Source organism: Pseudanabaena sp. UWO310 (genome assembly GCF_006861605.1).
Taxonomy (GTDB): Bacteria; Cyanobacteriota; Cyanobacteriia; order Pseudanabaenales; family Pseudanabaenaceae; genus Pseudanabaena.
Genome location: NZ_SELU01000007.1, coordinates 1 through 22,547, shown reverse-complemented (window position 1 = coordinate 22,547; position 22,547 = coordinate 1). Strand labels below are relative to the sequence as shown.

General features: G+C 44.3%; 26 protein-coding genes. 14 read left to right on the top strand and 12 right to left on the bottom strand.

Going from position 1 to position 22,547, the window contains the following annotated elements:
* Positions 1 to 273 precede the first annotated feature (273 nt).
* From PseudUWO310_RS04045 to PseudUWO310_RS04010, 8 genes are all read left to right on the top strand, one after another.
* Positions 274 to 3,063, top strand: coding sequence for a bifunctional acetate--CoA ligase family protein/GNAT family N-acetyltransferase (locus PseudUWO310_RS04045; RefSeq protein ID WP_142599234.1), 2,790 nt, complete (start codon positions 274 to 276; stop codon positions 3,061 to 3,063).
* Positions 3,064 to 3,281: 218 nt separating this feature from the next.
* Entirely contained in the window at positions 3,282 to 3,770 is a 489-nt protein-coding gene (locus PseudUWO310_RS04040; protein WP_142599307.1) for a DUF1772 domain-containing protein, read from the top strand.
* Positions 3,771 to 3,774: 4 nt separating this feature from the next.
* Positions 3,775 to 5,019, top strand: a complete 1,245-nt coding sequence (locus PseudUWO310_RS04035) for an RNA polymerase sigma factor (protein ID WP_142599231.1) — start codon at positions 3,775 to 3,777, stop codon at positions 5,017 to 5,019.
* 138 nt (positions 5,020 to 5,157) lie between these two features.
* Entirely contained in the window at positions 5,158 to 5,535 is a 378-nt protein-coding gene (locus PseudUWO310_RS04030) for a YciI family protein (RefSeq protein ID WP_142599230.1), read from the top strand.
* Between the two features lie 54 nt (positions 5,536 to 5,589).
* A complete protein-coding gene (locus PseudUWO310_RS04025) occupies positions 5,590 to 6,069 on the top strand; it encodes a DUF1579 domain-containing protein (protein WP_142599228.1) in 480 nt (159 codons plus the stop codon).
* A gap of 190 nt (positions 6,070 to 6,259) precedes the next feature.
* The gene (locus PseudUWO310_RS04020) at positions 6,260 to 6,619 is read left to right on the top strand and encodes a YciI family protein (RefSeq protein ID WP_142599226.1); all 360 of its coding nucleotides are present in this window, start codon (positions 6,260 to 6,262) and stop codon (positions 6,617 to 6,619) included.
* A 268-nt stretch (positions 6,620 to 6,887) separates the two neighbouring features.
* Positions 6,888 to 7,316, top strand: a complete 429-nt coding sequence (locus PseudUWO310_RS04015; RefSeq protein WP_142599224.1) for a YciI family protein — start codon at positions 6,888 to 6,890, stop codon at positions 7,314 to 7,316.
* Between the two features lie 81 nt (positions 7,317 to 7,397).
* Positions 7,398 to 7,805 (top strand): VOC family protein, encoded by a 408-nt coding sequence (locus PseudUWO310_RS04010; RefSeq protein WP_142599222.1) that lies wholly within the window; start codon positions 7,398 to 7,400, stop codon positions 7,803 to 7,805.
* A 69-nt stretch (positions 7,806 to 7,874) separates the two neighbouring features.
* Here the strand turns inward: PseudUWO310_RS04010 and PseudUWO310_RS04005 are convergent, their stop codons facing one another.
* The 12 genes from PseudUWO310_RS04005 to PseudUWO310_RS03950 all read right to left on the bottom strand — a co-directional run bounded on the left by PseudUWO310_RS04005 (position 7,875) and on the right by PseudUWO310_RS03950 (position 20,265).
* Complete coding sequence (locus PseudUWO310_RS04005; RefSeq protein ID WP_142599220.1) at positions 7,875 to 8,582, bottom strand: DUF305 domain-containing protein; 708 nt, start codon at positions 8,580 to 8,582, stop codon at positions 7,875 to 7,877.
* A gap of 367 nt (positions 8,583 to 8,949) precedes the next feature.
* Complete coding sequence (locus PseudUWO310_RS04000; RefSeq protein WP_142599218.1) at positions 8,950 to 9,741, bottom strand: dienelactone hydrolase family protein; 792 nt, start codon at positions 9,739 to 9,741, stop codon at positions 8,950 to 8,952.
* A 102-nt stretch (positions 9,742 to 9,843) separates the two neighbouring features.
* Positions 9,844 to 10,941, bottom strand: coding sequence for a sulfonate ABC transporter substrate-binding protein (locus tag PseudUWO310_RS03995; protein ID WP_142599216.1), 1,098 nt, complete (start codon positions 10,939 to 10,941; stop codon positions 9,844 to 9,846).
* 306 nt (positions 10,942 to 11,247) lie between these two features.
* A complete protein-coding gene (locus PseudUWO310_RS03990; protein WP_142599214.1) occupies positions 11,248 to 12,132 on the bottom strand; it encodes a TauD/TfdA dioxygenase family protein in 885 nt (294 codons plus the stop codon).
* A gap of 57 nt (positions 12,133 to 12,189) precedes the next feature.
* Positions 12,190 to 13,341, bottom strand: coding sequence for an aliphatic sulfonate ABC transporter substrate-binding protein (locus PseudUWO310_RS03985; RefSeq protein ID WP_142599212.1), 1,152 nt, complete (start codon positions 13,339 to 13,341; stop codon positions 12,190 to 12,192).
* A 233-nt stretch (positions 13,342 to 13,574) separates the two neighbouring features.
* Positions 13,575 to 15,536 carry an ABC transporter ATP-binding protein gene (locus PseudUWO310_RS03980; RefSeq protein WP_142599210.1) on the bottom strand — a complete coding sequence of 654 codons (1,962 nt, stop codon included), beginning with the start codon at positions 15,534 to 15,536 and terminating at the stop codon, positions 13,575 to 13,577.
* 68 nt (positions 15,537 to 15,604) lie between these two features.
* Positions 15,605 to 16,603, bottom strand: coding sequence for an aldo/keto reductase (locus PseudUWO310_RS03975; protein WP_142599208.1), 999 nt, complete (start codon positions 16,601 to 16,603; stop codon positions 15,605 to 15,607).
* Between the two features lie 128 nt (positions 16,604 to 16,731).
* Entirely contained in the window at positions 16,732 to 17,148 is a 417-nt protein-coding gene (locus tag PseudUWO310_RS03970) for a GFA family protein (protein ID WP_142599206.1), read from the bottom strand.
* Positions 17,149 to 17,153: 5 nt separating this feature from the next.
* The gene (locus PseudUWO310_RS03965) at positions 17,154 to 17,456 is read right to left on the bottom strand and encodes an HAD-IA family hydrolase (RefSeq protein WP_411729014.1); all 303 of its coding nucleotides are present in this window, start codon (positions 17,454 to 17,456) and stop codon (positions 17,154 to 17,156) included.
* Between the two features lie 256 nt (positions 17,457 to 17,712).
* Entirely contained in the window at positions 17,713 to 19,266 is a 1,554-nt protein-coding gene (locus PseudUWO310_RS03960; RefSeq protein ID WP_142599202.1) for an amidohydrolase family protein, read from the bottom strand.
* A 414-nt stretch (positions 19,267 to 19,680) separates the two neighbouring features.
* Positions 19,681 to 20,016, bottom strand: a complete 336-nt coding sequence (locus PseudUWO310_RS03955) for a type II toxin-antitoxin system PemK/MazF family toxin (RefSeq protein ID WP_142599200.1) — start codon at positions 20,014 to 20,016, stop codon at positions 19,681 to 19,683.
* Positions 20,017 to 20,265, bottom strand: coding sequence for an AbrB/MazE/SpoVT family DNA-binding domain-containing protein (locus PseudUWO310_RS03950; RefSeq protein ID WP_142599198.1), 249 nt, complete (start codon positions 20,263 to 20,265; stop codon positions 20,017 to 20,019).
* 196 nt (positions 20,266 to 20,461) lie between these two features.
* Between PseudUWO310_RS03950 and PseudUWO310_RS03945 the strand changes: the two genes are divergently transcribed.
* The 6 genes from PseudUWO310_RS03945 to PseudUWO310_RS03925 all read left to right on the top strand — a co-directional run bounded on the left by PseudUWO310_RS03945 (position 20,462) and on the right by PseudUWO310_RS03925 (position 22,334).
* The gene (locus PseudUWO310_RS03945; RefSeq protein WP_142599196.1) at positions 20,462 to 20,716 is read left to right on the top strand and encodes a hypothetical protein; all 255 of its coding nucleotides are present in this window, start codon (positions 20,462 to 20,464) and stop codon (positions 20,714 to 20,716) included.
* Positions 20,717 to 20,729: 13 nt separating this feature from the next.
* Positions 20,730 to 21,071, top strand: a complete 342-nt coding sequence (locus tag PseudUWO310_RS03940; protein ID WP_263363376.1) for a protein kinase domain-containing protein — start codon at positions 20,730 to 20,732, stop codon at positions 21,069 to 21,071.
* Positions 21,072 to 21,211: 140 nt separating this feature from the next.
* Positions 21,212 to 21,445, top strand: a complete 234-nt coding sequence (locus PseudUWO310_RS03935) for a DUF433 domain-containing protein (protein WP_142599192.1) — start codon at positions 21,212 to 21,214, stop codon at positions 21,443 to 21,445.
* On the top strand, positions 21,442 to 21,591 hold the full coding sequence (locus PseudUWO310_RS23520) for a DUF5615 family PIN-like protein (RefSeq protein WP_263363375.1): 150 nt from the start codon (positions 21,442 to 21,444) through the stop codon (positions 21,589 to 21,591). The genes PseudUWO310_RS03935 and PseudUWO310_RS23520 overlap by 4 nt, the downstream gene beginning before the upstream one ends.
* A 53-nt stretch (positions 21,592 to 21,644) precedes the next feature.
* Positions 21,645 to 21,833: a hypothetical protein gene (locus PseudUWO310_RS23515; RefSeq protein ID WP_263363374.1), complete on the top strand. Its 189-nt coding sequence runs from the start codon at positions 21,645 to 21,647 to the stop codon at positions 21,831 to 21,833.
* Positions 21,834 to 21,875: 42 nt separating this feature from the next.
* Entirely contained in the window at positions 21,876 to 22,334 is a 459-nt protein-coding gene (locus PseudUWO310_RS03925) for a DUF29 domain-containing protein (protein ID WP_142599190.1), read from the top strand.
* Positions 22,335 to 22,547: the final 213 nt, after the last annotated feature.

The window sequence follows — 22,547 nt, the reverse complement described above, 5'->3', positions numbered from 1 at the left end:
TCTATACAATTTATACTGACTATACTGATGTTTTATCGCTACTTCTATTGTAGGTTTAATACTCAGTTCCTCAGGAAATGCCAGCTTATTTATTACAAAAGTTAACTGTGCAGTCTCTCCGTAATGACTACAATTGGGAATATCAAGTCATGCCGAAGATGCAATCAGAATAATTAAGATTTAACACTAGCTGAATATCTGTTTGGGGGTAATTCTAAGCAAGTTTAAACAATATTTGGGTTGTTTAAGTCGTAGGCTTTTTAGGAGGATACTATGCAGAATAAATTACTGGAATGTAACGACCCTGCCCATGATATTTGGAAGGGGCAACGTCATCCCCTTGATTGCATATTTCACCCTCGCTCCGTGGCAGTGATTGGTGCAAGTGAAAGGGAAGGAAGTGTTGGGCGTACGTTGCTATGGAATTTGATTCGTAGTCCCTTTGGTGGCACAGTTTTTCCAGTCAATCCCCAACGTCATAGCATCTTGGGCATCAAGTCCTATCCAGACATTGCCAATGTTCCAGAAGTTGTCGATCTGGCAGTAATTGCCACCCCTGCGGCGACAGTTCCACAGGTGATTCGCGAATGTGTGGCGGTAGGAGTAAAAGGTGCAATTATTGTTTCGGCTGGCTTTAAAGAAATCGGTGAAGCGGGGGCGGCGTTAGAGCGAGAAATTTTAACGGAAGCTAGAAAAGGAGGGATGCGAATTATTGGCCCCAACTGTCTTGGTTTAATGAATCCGCTTGGGGGCTTAAATGCTACCTTTGCAGGGGCGATCGCTCGGGCGGGAAATGTCGCCTTTATTAGTCAAAGTGGTGCGCTTTGTACTTCGATTTTGGATTGGAGTTTGGGGGAAAATGTGGGTTTTAGTGCCTTCGTTTCCATTGGATCGATGTTGGATGTGGGTTGGGGAGATCTGATTGAATATCTTGGCGACGATCCCCATACCAACAGCATTGTTTTATATATGGAATCCATTGGTGATGCCCATGCATTTCTCTCGGCGGCGCGGGAGGTGGCAATGGATAAACCCATCATTGTTCTGAAAGTTGGACATACGGAAGCCGCCGCAAAAGCCGCCGCTTCCCATACAGGGGCTTTGACTGGTCGCGATGAAGTGCTGAATGCCGCTTTCCGTCGCTGTGGGGTGTTGCGAGTCCATACAATTTCTGACCTATTTGATATGGCGGAAATTCTGGCGAAGCAACCGCGCCCAAAGGGAAATCGGCTTTCGATTGTCACTAACGCTGGGGGACCTGGGGCGATCGCTACCGATGCGCTCATTAGTGGTGGCGGTGCATTATCGGAACTAGCACCCGAAACTCTAACAGAACTTGATCGCTTTTTGCCCGCGCAATGGAGTCATCACAATCCCATTGATATTCTCGGTGATGCCAGTTGCGATCGCTATGCCCAGACCTTAGAAGTAGTCGCTGAAGATCCCAATAGTGATGGGTTATTAGTAATTCTGACTCCCCAAGCGATGACCGATCCTACCCAAACCGCCGAAAAGCTGAAGGCGTATAGTCAACTAGGCAAGCCAATTCTCTCAAGTTGGATGGGTGGTCATGAAGTAGCCGCAGGTACGCAGATTCTCAATCAAGCGAATATTCCCACCTTTCCCTATCCAGACACCGCCGTGCGACTGTTTAACTATATGTGGCGCTATAGCTATAATCTGCGCGGTATTTATGAAACTCCATCGTTACCTGCGGATTCGGATTGGTTCACACCCGATCGCCGTTTGGTAGAGCAAATTCTGGCTAAGGCAATTAAGAGCGATCGCACGCTATTAACGGAACATGAATCGAAACAACTTCTTGCCGCCTATGGTCTTCCCACGATTGCGACAGAAATTGCCAAGAGCGATCTGGAAGCCGTAGAAATCGCCGATCGCTTCGGCTATCCCGTCGTTCTAAAGCTCCATTCAGAAATTATTACCCACAAAACTGATGTCGGTGGTGTCCGTCTAAATCTAGCCGATGCTGCTGACGTTAGCCGTGCGTTTGCCCAGATTAAATCAAAAGTGAATTCCATTGATCCTGCGGCATTTTTAGGGGTAACTGTGCAGCCGATGATCAAAATGGAAGGTTATGAACTAATTTTGGGTAGTAGCCTCGATCCGCAATTTGGGGCAGTAATATTATTTGGTATGGGAGGGCAATTGGTAGAAGTGTTTCAAGATCGATCGCTTGCCTTACCGCCCTTAAACACGACACTAGCGCGGCGCATGATGGAGCAAACCCGCATTTATCAAGCATTACAAGGCATTCGGGGAAGAAAAGCGATCGATATGGCAAAACTTGAACAGTTGTTGGTGAGCTTCAGTCAGTTAATAGTCGAACAGCCCCAGATCCGCGAAATTGATATCAATCCTTTGCTAGTTTCCCCCGAAGGAATGATTGCTTTAGATGCTCGGATACTGCTGCATACTCAATCATCCTTTGCTGATCGCCCACTGCCTGCAATTCGCCCCTATCCCACTAAATATGTTCAGCATTGGGAATCGCGCAAGGGCGATCGCTTAAATATTCGTCCGATCCGTCCCGAAGATGAACCTCTCATGGTGCAGTTTCACCAAAACCTTTCCGAAGAAAGCGTCTACTTGCGTTATGCCCATATGGTGAAATTAAATAAACGCATCGCCCATGAACGGTTGACTCGTATTTGCTTTATCGATTACGATCGCGAAATGATTCTTGTCGCCGATCGTAAAGCCGATGCTCAAAATCTCCAAAATTTAGAACATGAGATATTAGCCGTAGCAAGGCTAAGTAAATTGCATGGTACAAACGAAGCTGAATTTGCGTTAATCGTTAGCGATCGCTATCAAAATCAGGGTCTGGGAACAGAACTACTAACTCGGCTACTGGAAATTGGCAAGGAGGAGCAATTGGAAGCGATCGTGGGTTATATTCTCAATAGCAATTACAAAATGCAAAGTATCTGTCGGAAGTTGGGATTTAAATTACTCCCCGATGCGATTGAGGGTAGGTTAAAGGCTATATTTCACCTACATGAGCTTTGTAGATTGATGGAAGCGACGGTTAATGGTAAATGATTAAGTAGTTCGGCATAATAAAAAAACAAAAACAGAGAGCATACCGCCCGCTACGCGGGCGGTATGCTCTTCTGGGTTACCAATTCACGAAAGTGTGACAACACTTTTGTGAATTAAACACCAAACCCATTAGGGTTTTGAGATTTCCAAAATGGCAACGCCATTTTGGAAATTGGTCTTACTTATGCCTAGCTACTTAAGAATTAGAAAGAAAAATGATGCAATTCACTCCACAACATTATTTTGTATTGAAACTTTTCTCCGCATTGGGCTGTGGGCTTGTGGCTGGGGTCTTCTTCGCTTTCTCGACTTTTGTCATGAATGCTCTTGCCAGACTTCAACCGAAGGAAGGGATGACTGCTATGCAATCCATCAATATTACGGCGATCAATCCGTTATTCATGGGCATATTTGTGGGAACAGCCGTGACCTGTATTTTTATAGCTGGAGCTTCACTGTTAAACTGGTATCCATCCAAGTCCGCTTACTTACTCATCGGCAGCCTGTTCTATCTTGTCGGGGCATTTGGCGTAACGATCTTGTTCAATGTGCCGCTAAATGAAGCCCTAGCGATCGCCGATCCAGATAGTGCTAATGGTGCGAGTCTATGGGCTAATTATCTTGCCAATTGGACAGTCTGGAACCATGTGCGGACGATATCAGCAATTTTAGCATCCGCAGCAATCACAATCGCACTTTATGAATGAGAAAATGAATGAGAACAATGCTCGTCAGATCCGCGATCGCGTCAATGAGGTTTATCGTCAAGAATCTCGCAGTATTTTTGCTACTCTGATTCGCTTAATTGGCGACTTTGACCTTGCAGAAGAAGCGATGCATGAAGCCTTCGCCGTAGCCGTCAAACAATGGCTGCGTGACGGCATCCCTGCCAATCCTAAAGCTTGGCTTGTCTCCGTGGGACGCTTCAAAGCCATTGATACGATTCGTCGCCGTACTCGCTTTGATGCATCTTTAGCGGAACTAGCTCAACATCTCGACACAAGCGATAACTCAGTTACAGAGGATGAGGATGTCGAAGACGATCGCCTGCGCCTAATCTTCACCTGCTGCCATCCAGCCCTATCGCGAGAAGCTCAAGTTGCCTTAACCCTTCGAGAAGTCTGTGGACTTACCACCGAAGAAATTGCCAGTGCCTTTCTGATCGCGCCTCCCACCTTAGCCCAGCGCATCGTCCGCGCCAAAGCAAAAATTCGCGACGCGCATATTCCCTATCAAGTACCCGCGATCGCTGAACTACCCGATCGCTTAGATACAGTATTGCAAACGATCTACTTGGTGTTTAACGAAGGATACGCCGCTTCATCGGGGACAGCATTAACGAGAACCGATCTCTCAGAAGAAGCAATTCGCTTAGGGCGATTAGTCGTGGAGCTATTACCCGATGCGGAAGCGATCGGATTGTTAGCCCTGATGCTCATGCAAGAATCGCGACGTACTGCCCGCACATCTGCCACAGGAGATTTAATTCTGCTAGAAGATCAGGATCGCTCCCTCTGGAACCAAGCATATATTGCCGAAGGTAGGACACTGGTGCGGCAAGCGCTGTCATCGCCACAGTTCGGCTCCTACACAATTCAGGCAGCGATCGCCGCAGTACATTCTGAAGCCACAAGTGCTGAGGCAACGGACTGGGCACAGATTGTCGCCTTGTATGACCTACTCATGCGAGCAGAGCCATCACCAGTGGTGGATTTAAATAGAGCCGTGGCAGTGGCGATGCGGGATGGTTTTCTAGCGGGATTGCAACGGATCGATGCGATCTTAGCGAATGGCGATTTAGCCGATTACCACTTAGCCCATGCCGCAAAAGCCGATCTCTGTCGGCGCTTGGGCAGAAAGTCAGAGGCAAGAGAATCTTACCAACGCGCCCTTATACTCGTTAAGCAAGAACCAGAGCGGCGGTTTCTCGAAAAGCGTCTCCAAGAATTAAATTAAAAAGACAACTAAAGGCGGCGCTTCGCGCCGCCTTTAGTTGTCTAACAAAAAATATTTTGCCGCCTTGTCGATTTATAGCTTCACCAAACGACTACAAGATGAAGGTAGCTAATTTTAGCTAAAACTCTGGAGGCAACGATGAAATTTATATGCCTTGGATATATGGATGAGGCGCAATGGGAGCAAATGACCGAAAGCGATCGCACTACTCTAATGGAGGAATATTTCGCCTATGACGATGAGCTACGCCGAGGCGGACACTTTGTTGGTGGCGAAGCTCTCCAAAGTATCCGTAATGCCACAACGCTAAGGTATCAGAACGGGAAGGTCACGATTACCGATGGTCCCTACGCTGAAACGAAGGAACATCTAGGCGGTATCCTCTTTCTTGAAGCTAGAGATCTGAACCATGCCATCCAATTGATGTCCCAACACCCAGGAGTTCGCAACGGAGCCTTTGAGATTCGGGGCGCTGATGAGCAGATTAATGCAATGGTTGCCGCGCGAGATCTGTAAGAGAAGACTGGAAAAATCTGATTAACCATTTAGGAGCAAAACTAGGAGAAAAATATGGACACTGAACCTCAAAAAGAACATCAGTGGCTCGATAAATTCGTTGGTGAATGGATTTCGGAAGTCGAATGTATGATGGGAGATGACCAACCACCATCGAAGAATCAAGGAACGGAGATAGTCCGATCGCTTGGCGGGCTTTGGGTGTTGGCAGAAGGCGAGTGTGAGATGCCAGACGGTAATCTTGGCAAGACCATTATGACGTTAGGCTATGACCCAAAAATCAATCGGTATGTGGGAACGTTTATCGGCTCAATGATGACGCATCTCTGGATTTACAATGGCGCTCTTGATGAGTCTGAAAAGATTCTCACACTCGATACAGAAGGACTAAACTTTAGCCAGAGTGCGATCGCCAAGTATCAGGACATCATTGAGTTTGTTAGTGATGATCATCGGATCATGCGATCGCAGATTCTTGGTGATGATGGCAAGTGGCAGCAGTTCATGACAGCGCATTATCGGCGCAAGCATTAGCTCGCAACAAATATTTAGCGATCGATCCTGAAATATATAGCAATTATCAATCAAACGAACCACAAGGAAATTTTTGAAAGCCTTGCAAAGCAAGGCTTTCAAAAATTTCCTTGGTTTGGGTTTGCATGTAACTCATTTGGAGATTGACCTATGATTAGTGTACACTAATTATAGGTCAAGAGGATCAATCATGAAATATATATTGCTCGTTTACATCGACGAAACTGCATGGACAGAAAATGAGAGAGAGCAATGCTTTAAGGAGTCAGTGCATCTCACCCAAGAACTGAATGCGAACGGACAATACTTGGGCGCTTCACCACTACAATCCGTTGCCAAAGCAACTAGTGTGAGGATGCGTGACGGCAAACGGATGGTAACTGATGGTCCCTTTGCTGAAACACGGGAACAACTCGGTGGCTACTTCTTGATCGATGCGACCAATCTCGAAGAAGCGATCGCGATCGCCGAACGCATTCCCTCAGTTCATAAAGGCACAGTTGAAATTCGCCCAATTCTAGAGCTGTCAGACTTGCCATCAGACAAGTAGTCTCCATAAACAGAACGCGCTTCTAATTTCTCATCAGCTTTTTAAAAACTTTTCTAGAAAAATTGCTCAATCTGTCGATCGCTTGTCATCCCATTCGACTAGATCATGAAGCAAAGGTTGAGCCTCTCTTAACTCTAAGTAGCTAAGCATAATAAAAAAACAAAAACCAAAGCTGTGGCGCACGCTGCGCGTGCGCCACAGCTTTGGGGGTTTTATATTCAATTGCGCCTAGCTACTTACATAGCAATAGTAAATAGGAGATTGAAAGATGAAAGTTATGGTTATGGTCAAAGCGACCAAAGACTCAGAAGCTGGCGTGATGCCCAGCGAACAACTGCTAACTGACATGGGTAAATTCAACGAAGAATTGGTCAAAGCAGGAATTATGCTAGCTGGGGATGGTCTACACCCTAGCTCGAAGGGAGTGCGGGTAAGATTTTCAGGAGCAAATCGCAGCGTCATCGATGGACCATTCACAGAGACAAAGGAGCTAGTGGCTGGCTACTGGATCTGGCAAGTACAGTCGATGGAAGAGGCGATCGCTTGGGTCAAACGCTGTCCCAATCCCATGCCATCAGAATCAGAGATTGAGATTCGTCCGCTTTTTGAGGCGGCAGATTTTGGCGACGAATTTACACCCGCACTTCGGGAACAGGAAGAACGCATCCGTGCAGCGGCGGAAAAGCTCAAAGTTTAAGCATTCAGCCTGTTTTAAGCGTCCTACGCATAGATCTCGCAATCATTGATTAACCTAATTTATTAACCTAAGGAGTACATTATGCAATTGAATCCCTATCTAACCTTCAATGGTCAATGTGAAGCCGCCTTTAAATTTTACGAGCAGTGTTTGGGTGGCAAAATCGTAATGATGATGACCCACGGCGAATCACCTATGGCAGAACAAACTGCCGAAGCATGGCGCGATAAAATTCTCCATGCCCAATTAACCATTGGTGACATCGTTTTGATGGGTTCTGATGCTCCCTCTGATTACTTAGAAAAACCACAGGGTTTCTACGTCAATCTTCAATTTGAAGATGTAACTGAAGCAGAACGAGTATTTCAGGCATTGGCAGACAGTGGAACAATAAGGATGCCGCTTCAGGAAACCTTCTGGGCTAAACGGTTTGGCATGTTTGTCGATCGCTTTGGAATTCCTTGGATGGTTAACTGCTCGGAAGCCTAGTTCAGTATTTCGATAGATAGTAAACTTCGACTGCGCTCAGAAATCTCTGGCTGAGCGCAGCAAAGCTACTTATTTTTTATACCAAGCTTTCTTCCATTCCTGCATTTGCTTGATTTCTACTTGTTGTGAAGAAATAATATCTTGGGCAAGCTTCTTAATTTCTGTTCGGGTAGACTTAGTTGATGCATCTTTTGCCATTAACACAGCCCCTTCATGATGCGGAATCATGGCATTGATAAACCTGAAATCGAATTCGGCATCCTTTGCCCCTAAATCTTGTCTCATCATCATGCCCTTGATTTGATCAGGACTCATCTCCATCATATGTCCCATCTGGGCATTATATGCCATCGGCATATCACTAGCCGAGGGATACCATTGTTTGCGCCAAGCTTGCAGATTGGCAATCTCTTTAGTTTGTGCCTTAATAATTTCATCAGCTAGCTTTTGAATTTCAGGACGTTGAGATTTGCCCTTAGCGTCTTTTGCCATCTCTAAGGCTCCTTGATGATGGGGAATCATCGCATCGATAAAGCGCAGATCAAAGTTCGCATCAGCTATTCCCAAATCCATTGCCATGTGCATATTACCTCCATTGTGCAGCGTCACCTTAGCCATAGGGCTAGAGCTAGGGACAATAGCAGGTGTAGCTGCTGGGCTAGAAGATGCTTCAGGATTAGGTGTGGCATTACAGGCTGATAGGGCAACTGTTGCCATCGAGGCGATCGCTGCTAAACCTAAGCTATGGGATAAGATGTTAAGTTTCTTAAGATGCATAATATGGAAATTTATTGGCTAAATAAAAGCTTAAAGCCAAAAAATGAAATGAAGATGAAGTATCACTATATCTTAAATCTTAAGTATAAATAACTAAGTAGCTGGGCATAATTAACCGCAAAAAGCCTAAAGTGTACGCGCAGTTTACACTTTAGGCTTTTTGGTAGTTATATTTAATTGAACCTAGCTAATTAATACCAAGTTAAGAAATGGCGTAGCCATTTCTTAACTTGGTATCAAATGTGGTTCTAAGCGATCGGCAAATTCTTTAGGTAATAATGCTTTCACTGATTTTGCGCACCATTTCGCCATTTATTGATATTTATTTTGATAGAGCAGCTTTGCTGCTCTATCAAAATAAGGTTCTTTACTTTAGATTCTCTTGAAACAATTCCAAAACATGAGTCCAAGCATCCGCCGCCGCTTCGGGATGGTAACTGCCCCGACGATCGCAGAAGAAACCATGACCAGCCTTGGCATATCGAAAAATTTTATGGGAGATTTTTGCTGCCACTAAAGCTGATTCTATCTTATCCACATCCGTAAGCGGAATTCCCTGATCTTCTTCACCAAAGAAAGCATAGATTGGTGCTTTAATTTCCGCAGTACGGTTAATCGTCGGTTCGCCGCTAGAGTTGCCAAGAGTAGAGCTAGGAATACCGCCACCATAAAAGGAGGCAGTTGCTTTAATCTCTGGTAATGTCGCAGTCAAATACACCACATGCCCCCCAAAGCAGAAGCCAATCGCGCCGATCGCTTCACCCTTGACCTTAGGCAAGCCCTTGAGATAAGCGATCGCTGCTTGAATATCGCCAAGGATTTCATCCGCCTTAGTCCGATCCTTCAACCCTCGTCCTACTTGGATATCTTCAGGGGCATAATTTGACTCAAAATTAGGAGCAGTGCGTTGAAATAGGGCAGGGGCGATCGCCACATATCCTTCCTTTGCCAAACGTTCCGCTACCTCCCGAATATGAATATTCACACCAAAGATCTCTTGTACAACAACCACTGCGGGGAAAGTACCTACGCGATCGGGTTCGGCAAGGTAAGCATCAATTAGCAAATCACCATTAGCGATCTGTACGCGAGAGGTCCGAATCTTAGAGTTATCTTGAGTTGGATTATCTTGAGTTGGATTAATAGTTCCAGTAGTCATAATTTATAATGCGTATATACTGCGTGAAATATTGTGTATTAAAAACCAAAACCAGAGATTGTAGCGATCGCATAGTGGGCGATATGCTCTTCTAGGTATGCTTTACTTGTTAGCTACAATTTTGAGGGATTCAGGGATAATCGCAGCATACTGCTCGGTTGTTAGAGCCGCATCCTTGATATCGATCTTCTTGGGAATCACTTTCTCTTGCGTGAACAAATCGGCAATATTTTGCTGTTCCTCTAGTACTTGAGGAGTGATAGCACGCAAGCGATAGCTCGCACGGCTAGAAACAATCTCATAAATTTGGGGATCGATCTTCAGGATTGGAGCGACTAACTTCACAACTTCAGGACGGTTTGCTTCAGCCCATTCACCATTTTTGTCAATCTCTTCTAAAATAATTCGCAATGCCTCAGGATTTTCGGTCGCAAAACTACGCGAGGCAATATAAAATCCCCCTTGAGTTGCAATCTTGTTCGCATCCCTAAGCACACGCGCTTCAGCTTTTGACTGCACGAAAGCCAAATAAGGATCCCATGTTACCCAAGCATCAATTCGACCTTGAATAAACGCTTCTCTCGCATCTACAGGAGGCAAGGTTACAGCCTGAATATCGCTATACTTGAGCCCCACTTCATCTAATGCCTTAATCAATAGGTAATGGGAAGCGGAACCCTTTTGGAAAACGACTTTTTGTCCCTTGAGGTCAGCAACACTCTTGATGGGTGAATCTTTCTGAACAATAATTGCGCTTCCCTTGCCTTCACTAGGTCTACGCCCTGAAACATACACTAGTGAAGAACCTGCGGCTTGGGCAAAAATTGGTGGGGTCTCACCGACAGAGCCCAGATCGATCTTGCCCACATTAAGTGCTTCCATCAATTGAGGACCAGCGGCGAACTGCGACCATTCAACCTTTACGCCCAGTGGCTCTAGTCGCTTTTCTAGGACTCCTTTGACCTTGACGATATCGCCAGCAGTCTGATAGCCCAAACGAACCACTTTGGTTTTGATGACAACTGGTTTTGCTTCATTCTTAGAGGTCGATGGGGGCGATATCGCCCCTTGGTTTGAAGAATTGCTACAACTCGTTAAAGCAGTTGATAGGGCTATCACACTAGGAATTACCAATAGGGTAATTTGTTTGAAGATTGAGTTTCGTTGAGATTGTTGAATTTGCTTAACCAATGTGACCATGAAAGATAACAGCTCCGAACAAGGCTAATATTGCTTCTTACACCAAGTTAAGAAATGGCGTAGCCATTTCTTAACTTGCAAACCTTTACTAGGTTTAGTTCTTAATTCCCAAAAGTGTTCTCACACTTTCGTGAATTGGTAAGTAGTTCGGCATAATTAAAAAATAAAACCAGAGAGGATACCGCCCGCTGCGCGGGCGGTATCCTCTTCTAGGGTTTAAGTTTACTTATGCCTAGCTACTTATTAACTATTTATTAACTATAATTTTGGGCAGGGAAATCTAAGAATTTGCCTGCCCAAAATTATCTAAAATGGACGGCTACCAGCAAGGCTAATGCGCTTCAGGACTCTGCGTTCACTAGGATCGAAGGCAGTGCGACGATGCAGAGTTGATTGGTTATCCCAATACACAATATCGCCCACAGACCACTTATGCTCGTAATAGAACTTGGACTGGTTGAGATGCTGGCGTAATTGAGCAATGAGCGCCGAACCTTCCTCTGGATCAACTCCCACTAAGGATACTTCTGTTTCATAGCCGAGACTGAGAACCTTTAATCCACTTTCAGGATGAGTACGCACAAGGGGATGGGGAAATACAGGGGCGACCAGTGGCGTGCTCGTATCAGTGCGATATAAGCGCCTAGGCGAATTAGGATTGCGAACAAAGGGATTGTAGGTAATCAACTGTAAATCTTTAATCCGTTCCTTAGTTTCAGCATCGAGGGATTCATAGGCAAGATTGAGGTTGAGCCAAGCTGTTTCACCCCCCTTAGTTGTTACTTCTTCGGCATAAAGAAATGAACCACTTGAAGGATAGGGTGTCCAATGGTGATCGGCATGAAAAGAAAGTTCTCCAGTTCCCGTAAAACCACCTTCGATATTTGCTACGGGAATGACCACTGGTGTAAACCCTGTTTTAGAAGCGAGGACGGGAGTTTCGTCAAGGGGAACGAATAGATCGCCAAAGTAATAGGCAAAATTCTTGAGCTGCTCGTCAGTTAATTTCTGATTTTTAAAAATGAGAATGTGATAGTTGCGATGGGCTTGCTTGAGGCGCAAAATCGTGGTGGGATCGACAGGTTTACTCGCATCTAAACCAGTAACGACGGCTCCTAAAGGTGCATCTAGAGGCGTAATACTTACCTCCTGTGCTGTATTTAAAGCGATCGCGGGAAGGGTGACAGTCATATTTTTAAGTGCAATATTCCAAATTGGTAATCAGAAAATTTGGTTTGAGGTTACAGATTAAGACTTGGTTTCTTTGGCAAGTGCAAGTACATTTTTGGGAGTAATGTATTCGTACTCTTCAGGTTTTAAGAAGCCAGCACGAACATCGGGCTTATTCGGAATCAACTTATATTTGAACCAAAACTCAGCTACTTTCTCTTGCTCCTTAATCACATCTTCAGTAATTGGACGCAAGCCATATTCATACTTAGCGTGCATCTTTTCTAAGATGGGTGCATCAACTTTAGTGACATCACTTAGTAGAGCGGCAACTTCCTTAGGATTTGCTTTTACCCATGCATCAGCCTTTTCTAGCTCTTCAAAGAAAAGCTTAATGGCATCTTTATTCCCCTCATAATATTTACGAGTTGTAGTGTAGAAGTTACGAGTATCACGGAGCTTTTCTCCATCAAGTAATACTCGTCCAATCCCACTTAATTCTGTACGAGTGACGAAGGGATCCCAGATGAACCAACCATCAACTTTGCCTTGACTAAAAGCGGCGCTGGCATCGGCAGGAGGTAAAAAGATAGATTCAAAATCACTATTGGATAGCCCTTCTTTCTCAAAAGCTTTGACCGCTAAGTAGTGACCGATTGATGCTTTCTGGAAAGCAATCTTTTTGCCTTTAAGATCAGCCGCACTTTTATAGGTCGAATCTTTGGCGACTAAGAGCGCTACGGGTTTGCCATTAGTTGCTGTGGCTCCTAAATAGACAAGCGGACTACCTGCGGCTTGGGAAAATACAGGTGGTGATTCAGCAGTAGAAGCAATATCGAGCCCATTAGCATTCAAGGCTTCAAGTTGTTGAGGTCCTGCGGTAAATTCCGCCCATTTCACTTCATAGCCAAGGGGTTGAAAGGCTTTTTCTAATGTACCTTGTTTCTCTAGAACTGCTAAAGCTGTGAGTTGTTTAGAGCGCACAATCCGAATGACTTTTTTCTCCGCACTAGCAGTAGGTTTGCTGGCTTCAGTAGTTTTTGCGGTAGGTGATGTTGATCCAGTTTTAGAATCGGTTGAAGTTGAGGCTGTAGGAGTGGATGCGCAACCAATTAAAGCAGTGGATAAAACAAGGCTATAGGCAGCGGAAAATAATAGCGATCGTCGTTTAATTTTTTGGATTTGATCAGGGCGAGTGAAGACCTTAAACAATGGAGGCAGTTCTTTCATGGACTTGTCTAGCGAGTTATGGAAAATTCTGTAAATTCTGTATATCCTTTGTAAATTAAGGATTCTAAATAATCTACTAAATATACACGTAAATACCGTAGTTTATATCAATAATCTTCCCACGGGTCAAAATAAAATGCAAGTTAACTGGTATACAAAATGAGGGAGAAACAAAACATCGACATAAAAAGAAAGCTAAAAAAGAAAGCTAAAAAAGAAAGCTAATCAAATTTCTAATCTTGAATTAACTCGGAACTAGAATGAGAGGCGATCGCACCAATTTGAAAACCGTTTTTAGAACCATTATTTTGAGGTTGATTAGGGAAATCGCGATCGCTAAGATTTTCAGGTAAGAATCCGCCTGCTTGCATCTGCCATAGACGATGGTATGCTCCTTTTAGCGCTAGCAAGTCTGTATGGGAACCATCTTCGATGATTTGTCCATGATGGAATACTAAAATTCGATCTAAATGGGAAATTGTGGAAAGACGGTGCGCTACGACAATGACGGTTTTACCATTCATCTCTTTGTCGAGAGTATCTTGAATGGCGCGTTCGGTAATCGAATCAAGGCTGGAAGTGGCTTCATCGAGAATCAGAATTGGTGCATCTTTGAGAATGACTCTGGCGATCGCAATTCTTTGACGCTGACCACCCGATAGCTTGACACCACGCTCTCCCACCATTGAGTCATAGCCTTCGCGAATTTGTTCGATAAATTCATGGGCATTAGCTTTTTTTGCGGCTTCCACTACTTCCCGATCGCTTGCCTCTAAACGCCCATAGCGAATATTTTCGAGGAGCGTGCGATGGAATAAGGAAGGATCTTGAGGAATGAGGCTGATTTGGGCATGGAGAGCTTCTTGGGTCATGTCGCGAATATCCACACCATCGATCGCGATCCGTCCCGATTGTGGATCGAAGAGGCGCAATACTAAATTTACAAAAGTAGATTTGCCCGAACCCGATAACCCCACTAATCCTACTCTTTGCCCCGATTCAATTGTCACTGAAAGGCGATCAAAAACTTTCTTTTCCTCGGAATAGCTAAATTCCACATCAAAAAATTCAATTTTACCTTGGTTAATGTAGTGGTTAATTGGGCGATCGCGATCGACAATTTCATGGGGCTGAATGATTGTATACACGCCATTGCTGACATTGCCAATATGCTCAAAAAATTCTAAAAAGCGACGACTCAAATTCTTCGCTTCAGAAATAATCAAAAGTGCAATACTACTTGCCATCACAAAATCTGCAACTTCGATTTTCCCTTGACTCCATAGGGTCAGGGCATAGTAAAGCGTACCAATTTTGAGGGCGGCTCCTGCGATGAATTGGAACAATTTTACACGCTCCGAATACCAGTTCGCTCTTCTCACATCCTTGAGTTCGACCGCATGGCGATCGCGTAAATACTTGCGCTCAAAACCCAATCGAGCAAATAAACGCACACTGCTGAGATTAGTCACAGTATCGACAATCTGTCCGATCGTTTCACTTCTTGCGGAGGATGCAGCTAGCTCGTAGGGACGACTGCGGGAGGCAAGCCAGTAGGATACGGAAACAAAGGAAAAAGCCCAAATACCCACAAATAGGGCTAGTCCTGAATTTACGCGAGCTAGTAGAGCGATCGCCACTGTCATCACAATACCCACAGGCATGAAATCAAAAATGAGAGAATATAAAGTGCGGGCAACGCCAAGGGAAGTTTCGCCAATGCGATGGGCTAAGGCTCCTGCGAAACTGTTGCTAATGTAGCGATGGGAATGGTGCTGTAAATAGGCGTAAAGATTTCGGGCTACATGCTGCCGCAAAACGGGCTGTAGCAAAATCATCACTAGCCCAGAGGTTTTGCCAAAGATCACTTCACCAATGCTTAAAAAGGCGAACAAAATGAAAGGATTCCAAATCGCTTCTATCCCTGCGCCATGCTGACTAGCTCTAGTAACACCACGCATAATCTCGCCGATCGCAAAGGGGAGCATAATCCCACAAATGGCATGGAGCGCTTCGAGAGCCACCATCGCCACATACCACCAGCGAAATTGACTGACAAAATACCAGACAAAACGGAAAGGAGTCGCGGGAAGATCGGGAGCATCGGCGGCGCGTTGAAACGCTTGGGATCTGAGATGCGATCGCAAATTATGTTTGAAACTTTTACGATGTGACGAACGATTTTTTGTGGTCATTTAAGTTCCTAAAAATTCAACCCAACTAGAGTTTTGATTTTGCCGTAGACAAAATCAAAACTCTCAAATTACCGCAAGGCATCACCGAGGCGATATTCAGCCGAAATATGATCTAGCTTGGCTTTTAAGTCAGTATCTAACTGGATTTCTAACGCCTTGAAATTATCGGCAAGCTGTTCAGGGCGACTCGCGCCAATAATCGGTGCGGTGATGATCGGATTTGCCAATACCCAAGCAAGGGACAAGGTAGTGAGGGGAATTCCCGCTTCCTTTGCCACATCCTGTAATTTTTGGACAGTGCTAAATTCGCGATCGCGCCAATAGCGATCTTGATAGACCTTGGCAGCAGCAGCCAGAGTAAAGCGTGTTCCTGATGCTGGTTCTTGATTAGGATTATGTTTACCCGTCAGCAATCCACCCGCAAGAGGATTGTAAGGAATTACGGCTAATCCTTCTTCTTGGGCGAGGGGCAAGAGTTCTCTTTCGATTTGACGAAATAGGAGATTATAGCGAGGTTGCACGGAGATAAATCTGGTCAATCTGCGCGTGTCCGCTTTGCCCAAAGCACGGCTGAGGCGATAGGCAAGAAAATTAGAAACACCGATATAGCGAACTTTGCCCGATTTGACGATCGCATCCAAAGCTTCAATAGTTTCATCAAGGGGTGTATTCGTATCATCGGAATGGAGTTGATAAAGATCGACATAATCGGTCTGCAAGCGGCGCAGAGAAAGATCGATCGCATCAAATAAATGTTTGCGTGATGAGCCTTGATCCCAAGGAGCATTACCGACTTTACCGACTGCCTTAGTTGCCAAAATAAAGCGATCGCGTTTTCCTTTCAACCAGCGTCCGATAATTTCTTCGGTGCGTCCTGCGTTCGTAAGTCCACCACCTAGGGGATAAACATCGGCGGTATCGAGAAAGTTGATTCCCGCTTCAGCAGAAGTATCGAGAATTTTGATGGAAGTCTCTTCATCGGTTTGCAGTCCAAAGGTCATCGTACCGAGGACGAGTTTGGAGACAGTTAAACCAGTGTTACCAAATTTTATGTAGGGAATTGTCATAAATATTGTGTCGATTAAAGTATTTTTGTCTGCGTTTTGAAGTTTAGATCCCCCCCAGCCCTTGTAAAGGGGGGAGAATCAATTAATTATCTTCTTCCCCCTTTACAAGGGGGATTGAGGGGGATCTCTTAGGAAACAAAGCGATTGCCAGAATATTTGGGTAAATTGTCAGCGATATATGCCCAAGGCACGGCTGAATCAGTCCAGCTTTGATAAATCGGTTTGATCAAACTAGAATCATCCAAGCTTCCTGCTCTGAGCCAGACAAATTCAGGGCTTGATGGCGCTCTTGTGAAAAGGGGTGAACCGCATTCAGGACAGAACTCACGGGCGATCGCATTGCCGCTAGTTCCATTTTTAGTAAAGGATTTCACCTGACCAGTGATATGCAGTTTTTCAGCTTGAAGGCGAACACCAATATTGAAAGCACTACCCGTCACTCGTTTACAGTCACGGCAATGACAATAGTTGGCTGCACCTAACTCGCCGTCATATTCATATTTCACTGCTCCACAAAGACAGCCACCACAGAGAACTATAGACATACAATTCACCTTAATAATGACGGTAACTGTTTCATATTATTGAAAGAGATAACATTATTGATTGGCGGCGCTAAGTTTTCTGGATTAAAGAAATAGGTTTTCATCCCAGCTCTTGTAGCTGCGATCAAACCGACCTCACTATCTTCAACTACAGCACATTCTGCTGGCTGATAATTCATAGTTTTAGCAGCATGAAGAAACAAATCTGGTTCTGGCTTCCAGCTTTGCACTATATAGGAGCTAAAGATATTACAACCAAAAAAACTACTTAAATTGGTTATTCGTAGAGCTTGATCGATCTTTTCCAAAGGAGCGCTCGAAGCAACACAACTCACTATCAACGAGAGTTCCGTCACAATCAAAAATTACACATTGAAGTATTTTTGAATTCAATAACATCCCATTATCAGAGATAGATTGTTGCGGGAATGCTTTGCCTCTAAAGTGTTACCAATTTTTCCGATTCGCATAAAATCAGTTAGGAAAAGCCCTGCTCTTAGAAGCTTTTCCTAACTGATTAAAATTTTGGAGTTCAAGGAATAAAAATTTATAGAGCAGCGATCGCTAAACGGAAACAGCTACTTTCTGTACAGGTTTTGCAGCAGCAGTGGTAGGTTGAAACTTGTTCAACTTCGCTTCAATCTGCGTACCCTTGAAGAAGTTCGCATTAGCTTGAGTGTAGAACTTGTAAGGATTTGAGAATACATAAGCCTTGAAATCAGCTTCTGTAATCACACCTTCTTCTACCAAGCTCCAGCTTTCAGCAAGAGGCTGAGTAAGATCGGGAACATCCCAGTGACCGACATCGGAGGAGTAGATCGCGTTGATCTTCACACCCAAGGGATTTGCCTTGTCATTGAAAGCAGCCGCAATTGTGCGATCGTCAGACTCAGAGCCAAAGTAGAAGTTATCGACCCAGCGATCGCGAATATCTTCAATCTTCTCAATACCTGCCTTGCCGAAGTCTTCTAGCTCATCACCGACAGGAGAACGGCTATGGCGTAGGAACGAAGAACCGAGAACGGTTTGGAGCAATTCTTCTTTAGTGAAGGATCTGCCCTTCGTCAATTCTTGACCATATTTCTCGAAGATATCAAGCAACTCATCAGCATTAGCTTCAGTTGGATCGTAGTTCTTCAAACCTTCAAGGTTGCGCTTTAAGAAGCGATCGACCAAGTGAATATAAACATGAGCGCCCCAATCCGCACCACCTTCGAGCAGAGCCACACGCAATTGTGGGAAGCGCTTGGTGACACCACCAAAGAACAGAGCCTTGGCAAAAGCTTCGGAACCATCGGCAAAATGTCCGATGTGGTTGTTCATGTAGTTGCTGATGGAAGAGCGCCCCGTCCAACCTTGGCTACCGTAATGGGTGGCGATGGGTACGCCTAGTTCGACAACCTTTGCCCAGAAGGGATCGTAGTCATACTCGCTATCGATACCGTAGAAATCAATGTAGGAAGCATGACGCGCGATTTCAGGATACTTGTCGGCGGGATATTTATCAGCGATCGCCTTAATGGGACGCTTGACACCACCGGGGATATTGATTACCTTCAAGCCCAAAGTATTGACCGCAAATTCTAGCTCCTCGATCGCTTCTTCAGGCGTGTTCAAAAGAATTCCCGCTACAGGTGTAAGGCGATCGCTATATTTGCGATAGAGGTCAGCATGGTAGTGATTAATCGCCCGTTGTAGAGCTTGACGATTCTCATTACTAGCACCAGCCGCCGCTAACACGTTGTTAGGGAAAAGTACTGAATAATCAGAACCTTGCTCAGCAAGGCGTTCGGCGAGTAGAGAAGGAAGAGTATAGGTAGCAAGATCCAAAGTGTTCTTGGTAACTCTAGCCCACCAAGGCGATCGCAAAGTACGGTGATATTGACGCTCTTCGGGGGTTTGTTGATACCAGTCTTTACCTTCAGACTTAGGATTGAGGCGACCAAATTCCGCTTTACGCAGTTCATCAACTAATTTGGAACCGCCATAGTTAGCTATGTAGTCTTCAAAGTCGGGAGTGAAGTCGTTAGTATGGATATCGGTATCGATTACTGGATAGTCAAGCTTCGCTTTCAATGCGGCGGAAGGCGAAGTACTTAGGCGGCTATATTTGCTCATGGATGGCTCCTTGAATATACTCGTTACCCGATTGGGTTGCCGTAGATTAATGATCAAAGTCTGACATAGCCATGTTCAAAATCGATGTCTTCTAGATTACAAATATGCGGAATACTAATTATTAGTTTATCTAAGTATCTTGCTTTATAGCTACAGTCACTTGACTTAGGACAAATCAAACCCCAAGAATTGATTGGCGGCGCTTCGCGCCGCCAATCAATTCTTGGGGTTTATGTCCTAATACACTTGGCGACAGCTATACAACAAAAAAGCTTGTGATGGCTTGCTGCTATCGTGATTTATACCAATTCCCAAAAGTGTGGCTACACTTTTGGGAATTAAAAACCAAACCCAGTAAGGGTTTTAAAATCACAAAATGGCGTAGCCATTTTGTGATTTGGTATTAGGCGACATTCAATAAATACAAGCATCCAAAATACTCAAAACCTCATCCAGAAGGTCATCTGAAGCAGCCTCTATCAACTTTACCTTTCTCGACTTGTAATCGATAGACTTCACCTGTTCCACCATCACATAGCCAGTTAGCTTTTTACTGTTAGAGATCGTCACATGAAAAGGAAAATCGCGCTTCGTATTTGTAATCGGACAGACAATTGCCAAACCCGTATGCTGATTAAACAGCGTATTACTCACCACCAAAGCAGGTCGCCGACCTTTCTGCTCATGCCCAGACTGCGGATCGAAAGTGAGGATAATCAAATCGCCCTTTTTGGGAATGTAACTAGCCATTTACCAAACTTCCAAACCTACAGGCGATCCCCAATCCTCTTCTGGAATCTTATAGTTAGAGGGAATTTGGGAAACTAGATCTTTAAGATCGTACTTACCTCGGATCTTACGGATAGGTTTGATTACAATCTGCTCCTTGGTGGTGACAATCTCTAGTGCATCACCAACCAAAATATTAGCCTCAGCTAAAACCTCTTTACTGAGTCTAATTCCCTGACTATTCCCCCATTTCTGAACTTTGACCAACATAACTTTTGATAATTATTATTGCAAAAATGTATAGCCTAAGTATATCCTAAAATGAGTTAAACTAAATCCACACAGCCAGCAAAACTTGGTTGAGCCATGCCTATACAACACACTAGAGGGATCGCCGCAACGGTTGCAGGACTGCCAAAACATCGTGATATGCTAACGTGTGGCGGCTTGGTGTAGGAATTTGGTCATGAAAGGGCAAAAACTCAAAGGCGATCGCTTTCTAATTATTGACAACCTTGGTCAAGGTGCTTCTGGAGCGACTTTTTTAGCCAAGGATCTCCACGTTGGGGTTGGTGCAGGCTTATGTGTGGTTAAGCAGTTGGTTTTGCCGACTGAACCCCAACTCATTCAAAAAACGCGCCAGCTATTTAGGTCAGAAGCAGAAAGCCTAAAAAAGGGTAATTCACCGCGATCTCAAGCCAGAGAATATCATCCGCAGTAGTGTAAATGGAAAATTGGTACTGACGGACTTTGGCGGTGTGAGACTGGTGAAAAAACCTACCATCAACTCAGAGGTGGGGATTACATGGGCGCTTGGCACTGAGGGCTATATGCCTGATGAGCAGACGGCGGGTAAAACGCGGTTTGCCAGTGATGTTTATGCGATTGGTTGCATTGCGATTGAAATGTTGATCCGTGAATGTCCCTGTCCCGATGGCTTTGAGACGGATGCTAATACGGGTGCAATTTTATGGCGACACCGCGCTAATGTTAGCGGTGGCTTGGCTGAGGTGATCTCCAAAATGGTGGCGCATTCTTTTACGGAACGTTACGCTAATGGGGGTGAGGCTCTTTAAGCTGATTGAGCCTGATTGCTGCTAAATTATCTTCTTCTAAATTAGTAAAAATAAAACCTGCCACAAAACCATTACTAAAATTATCTAATATAGAACTTATTCGTCGCAACCAACCATAAAATAATCGTTGAGCAACAAAAATGAAAACTCTAGGATTAGATCGAATTGTCATTAAACCAGATGTCTGTCTCGGACAGCCGACTGTCAGAGGATTGAGAATTACCGTAGCCTTTATTCTCAAACTTTTAGCCAGCGACCTATCCGTCCCAGAAATTTTAGAAGCCTATCCTGAGCTAGAACTTGAAGACATCAGACAAGTCCTCAACTATGCAGCTTGGGCAGTCTCAGATCAAACTCACGGTGTTCTCGCGTGAAAAGTATCCGTTTACTTGCAGATGTTCACATCTCACCCAAAACAGTTGCAGACCTGCAAAAACAAGGCTATGAAATTATGCGTAGCTCAGAAGTCTTACCTGCCAACGCACCAGACATCAATATTTTAGAATTTGCCAGATTTTAGAATTTGCCAGAAGTGAAAACTGGGTTGTACTGACTCAAGATTTAGACTTCTCAATGTTAGTAGCACTTAGCAGATACAGTCAGCCCAGCTTAATCACCTTGCGCCTTTCATCAGCAAAACCCGACATCGTGACCCAAAAACTGTTAGATGTACTGCCTCAAATAGAAGAATCCTTAAAAGAAGGTTCTGCGATTACAATCCAAGATGAGAGTATTCGCATCCGTAAATTACCTGTTAGGTAGGGTCTACAGTAGAATAAAAACATCGTCAATGGAGCAACTCTGATGACAATCGCAAATGTAAAACCAGCTTTAAATAGAGTCTACGAACAGGACTACCTACTGTGGTTAGAAATGACTAGCGAACAACTCCGCACAGGGAAACTAGAAAATTTAGATATTGAGAACCTTTTAGAAGAAATTGAATCAATGGCGCGAAAAGAAAAAGTTGCTTTAGAAAGTAATTTAGAAGTGCTATTGATGCACCTGCTCAAATATCAATATCAAGTTAATAAAAGGACTTCTAGTTGGCAATATACCATTGATGAACACCGTAGTCGCATTCTCAAAGCCATCAAAGTAAGCCCAAGCCTCAAACCACATTTAAAACAAGTCTTTGATGAATGCTATCAAGAAGGGCGCAGAAAAGCCGCCATTGAAACAGGTTTAAATATTTCTACTTTTCCCTCTGAATCACCTTTTAGCCAAGAACAGACTCTAAATCCCGATTTTTTACCTGAATAAACCAAATTCAACGCTTTGCAAAGCAAGGCGTTGAATTAAAATAGTTAAGAGCGTGTTTGAGAAGTTTTTGGCAATAAAAAAAGGTGAAAAAAAGCTCCCAAAGGTATAGCCTGTCAATATACAAAAACAAAGACAGCCTTATGGAAGCAACAAAGAAATCATACCCCACAGACTTAACCGATAACCAGTGGGAACTGATAAAAGACTTGATTC

Bases quoted from the DNA above. Each gene is read 5' to 3' on its own strand.
- PseudUWO310_RS04045 (WP_142599234.1), top strand. From the start codon at position 274: ATGCAGAATAAATTACTGGAATGTAACGACCCTGCCCATGATATTTGG.
- PseudUWO310_RS04040 (WP_142599307.1), top strand. From the start codon at position 3,282: ATGCAATTCACTCCACAACATTATTTTGTATTGAAACTTTTCTCCGCA.
- PseudUWO310_RS04035 (WP_142599231.1), top strand. From the start codon at position 3,775: ATGAATGAGAACAATGCTCGTCAGATCCGCGATCGCGTCAATGAGGTT.
- PseudUWO310_RS04030 (WP_142599230.1), top strand. From the start codon at position 5,158: ATGAAATTTATATGCCTTGGATATATGGATGAGGCGCAATGGGAGCAA.
- PseudUWO310_RS04025 (WP_142599228.1), top strand. From the start codon at position 5,590: ATGGACACTGAACCTCAAAAAGAACATCAGTGGCTCGATAAATTCGTT.
- PseudUWO310_RS04020 (WP_142599226.1), top strand. From the start codon at position 6,260: ATGAAATATATATTGCTCGTTTACATCGACGAAACTGCATGGACAGAA.
- PseudUWO310_RS04015 (WP_142599224.1), top strand. From the start codon at position 6,888: ATGAAAGTTATGGTTATGGTCAAAGCGACCAAAGACTCAGAAGCTGGC.
- PseudUWO310_RS04010 (WP_142599222.1), top strand. From the start codon at position 7,398: ATGCAATTGAATCCCTATCTAACCTTCAATGGTCAATGTGAAGCCGCC.
- PseudUWO310_RS04005 (WP_142599220.1), bottom strand. From the start codon at position 8,582: ATGCATCTTAAGAAACTTAACATCTTATCCCATAGCTTAGGTTTAGCA.
- PseudUWO310_RS04000 (WP_142599218.1), bottom strand. From the start codon at position 9,741: ATGACTACTGGAACTATTAATCCAACTCAAGATAATCCAACTCAAGAT.
- PseudUWO310_RS03995 (WP_142599216.1), bottom strand. From the start codon at position 10,941: ATGGTCACATTGGTTAAGCAAATTCAACAATCTCAACGAAACTCAATC.
- PseudUWO310_RS03990 (WP_142599214.1), bottom strand. From the start codon at position 12,132: ATGACTGTCACCCTTCCCGCGATCGCTTTAAATACAGCACAGGAGGTA.
- PseudUWO310_RS03985 (WP_142599212.1), bottom strand. From the start codon at position 13,341: ATGAAAGAACTGCCTCCATTGTTTAAGGTCTTCACTCGCCCTGATCAA.
- PseudUWO310_RS03980 (WP_142599210.1), bottom strand. From the start codon at position 15,536: ATGACCACAAAAAATCGTTCGTCACATCGTAAAAGTTTCAAACATAAT.
- PseudUWO310_RS03975 (WP_142599208.1), bottom strand. From the start codon at position 16,603: ATGACAATTCCCTACATAAAATTTGGTAACACTGGTTTAACTGTCTCC.
- PseudUWO310_RS03970 (WP_142599206.1), bottom strand. From the start codon at position 17,148: ATGTCTATAGTTCTCTGTGGTGGCTGTCTTTGTGGAGCAGTGAAATAT.
- PseudUWO310_RS03960 (WP_142599202.1), bottom strand. From the start codon at position 19,266: ATGAGCAAATATAGCCGCCTAAGTACTTCGCCTTCCGCCGCATTGAAA.
- PseudUWO310_RS03955 (WP_142599200.1), bottom strand. From the start codon at position 20,016: ATGGCTAGTTACATTCCCAAAAAGGGCGATTTGATTATCCTCACTTTC.
- PseudUWO310_RS03950 (WP_142599198.1), bottom strand. From the start codon at position 20,265: ATGTTGGTCAAAGTTCAGAAATGGGGGAATAGTCAGGGAATTAGACTC.
- PseudUWO310_RS03945 (WP_142599196.1), top strand. From the start codon at position 20,462: ATGAAAGGGCAAAAACTCAAAGGCGATCGCTTTCTAATTATTGACAAC.
- PseudUWO310_RS03935 (WP_142599192.1), top strand. From the start codon at position 21,212: ATGAAAACTCTAGGATTAGATCGAATTGTCATTAAACCAGATGTCTGT.
- PseudUWO310_RS23515 (WP_263363374.1), top strand. From the start codon at position 21,645: ATGTTAGTAGCACTTAGCAGATACAGTCAGCCCAGCTTAATCACCTTG.
- PseudUWO310_RS03925 (WP_142599190.1), top strand. From the start codon at position 21,876: ATGACAATCGCAAATGTAAAACCAGCTTTAAATAGAGTCTACGAACAG.